This window comes from Pseudomonas sp. SIMBA_068 (assembly GCF_046534705.1).
Taxonomy (GTDB): domain Bacteria; phylum Pseudomonadota; class Gammaproteobacteria; order Pseudomonadales; family Pseudomonadaceae; genus Aquipseudomonas; species Aquipseudomonas putida.
On the sequence record NZ_JAWRYI010001559.1, the window covers coordinates 1 to 239 of the forward strand.

Genomic DNA, 239 nt, shown 5'->3' on the forward strand with positions numbered 1-239 from the left:
GTTATGGGGTCAAGCGTGTCTGAAAATGTAAAACCACCGCCTTGAATTACAAAATTGTCTATTGAACGATGAATAACTGTTTCATTGTATGAGTCGTCTTGCACATAACTTAAAAAGTTTTCTACGGTTTTTGGTGTTTGCTGGTCAAATAAATTAATCTCAATTGTGCCTTGACTAGTTTGCATTTCGACTATGGTTGCATGGCTAGCAAAGCTTAATGAAGCGAGCAATGAACACAG

At 37.2% G+C, this 239-nt stretch carries 1 protein-coding gene; it reads right to left on the reverse strand.

From position 1 onward, the window contains the following. A partial coding sequence (locus SB756_RS34920) for a peptidylprolyl isomerase (RefSeq protein WP_410913861.1) occupies positions 1-185 on the reverse strand: 185 nt, incomplete at its 3' end. Between the last annotated feature and the right edge of the window lie 54 nt (positions 186-239).